The sequence below is a fragment of the Paenibacillus sp. NPDC056579 genome (assembly GCF_042793215.1).
Lineage (GTDB): Bacteria > Bacillota > Bacilli > Paenibacillales > NBRC-103111 > Paenibacillus_S.
Genome location: NZ_JBHTVD010000050.1, coordinates 1 through 1,205, shown reverse-complemented (window position 1 = coordinate 1,205; position 1,205 = coordinate 1). Strand labels below are relative to the sequence as shown.

Sequence of the window (1,205 nt, the reverse complement as noted above, 5' to 3'; positions counted from 1 at the left end):
GACTGTGATCGAAGAGGGAATTATAAATCTGATTACCACTATTTGCGAGATCGCAAAGCTTTACAAGGTGTTTACTGTCCCTCCTGACTATGATGTGACCGTTGACTTTGACGACTCTATTGCAGAGGATCGGGATGCCAACGCCAACTTCTATCTGAAGTTAGTTAACAGCGGGCTGATGCCTCGTTATATGGGCCTTATGCACATTCTCAAAGTGCCTGAAGAGAAAGCGCGGGAGCTTATCAAAGAAGCGAAGGAAGAAGCGGCAACCGAGCTGCCAGATGTTAGTGAAATTGGCGGCGGCGGTGTCTGATGGCACGCGTAACACCTGAGAAAGCGGAACAATTGTCCTGGCCTATCGTTCAGATATATTCGTCCATTCAGACGGAGATATTAGAGAACATTGGCGCGCTGCTGGCGAAGGATACAAAAGCCTTGGAAGCGGACGTTAATCAATGGTATGCGCTGAAGCTAGAACAGATCGGCGGACTCACACGGGAGAATATACGGGCCATATCAAAGAAAAGTAAGCTTACACAAAAGAAGATCCGTGAAATCCTTCAGAACATTGGCATGGAAGGCATAGAAGCGAATGAGGCGGTACTTCAAAAGGCGATAGCTCAAGGTATTCCCCTTATGGCAGCACTGCCAGTCAAACAAGATCCGGCCATATGGCAGATACTAGACGCATTCGCAAGGCAGGCAACCGATATTTATAACCTTGTCAATTCGACAATGCTGACTCAAAGCCAGGTAGTGTATCGTGACATACTGACTCAGACAGTCGCAGGGGTTATCAGTGGACTAAAAACGCCACAACAAGCCCTGAGAAGCACCGTGCAAGATTGGGCGCAAAAGGGAATACCGGCATTAATAACAGCAGACGGCAAACGAAGGTATGCGGAAGGTTACGCTTATACGGTCATTCGAACAATGGGTAACAACGTTGCTAACGAAATGCAGGACTCAAGGTTTGATAGTTACGGCGTGGACTTGGTAGAAATCAGCTCACACGTAGGGGCACGGCCCAAATGCGCCCCGTATCAAGGCAGGATATTCAGCAGGAGCGGCAATGATCCGAAATATCCGGCGCTATCCAGCACAAGTAAGGGCGAACCGGACGGATTGTTTGGTATTAACTGCGGCCATGTTCAGTATCCCTACATTCCAGGCATTTCAGAACAACGTTATCATCCTGTTAATGC

2 protein-coding genes are annotated in these 1,205 nt (G+C 48.2%); both read left to right on the top strand.

The features are described from left to right. The coding region (locus tag ACFQ88_RS39735) for a phage portal protein (protein WP_379463451.1) at nt 1-313 on the top strand (313 nt) is incomplete at its 5' end. Continuing rightward, on the top strand, nt 313-1,205 hold an 893-nt coding region (locus ACFQ88_RS39730; protein WP_379463450.1), incomplete at its 3' end, for a phage minor capsid protein. The genes ACFQ88_RS39735 and ACFQ88_RS39730, both read left to right, overlap by 1 nt.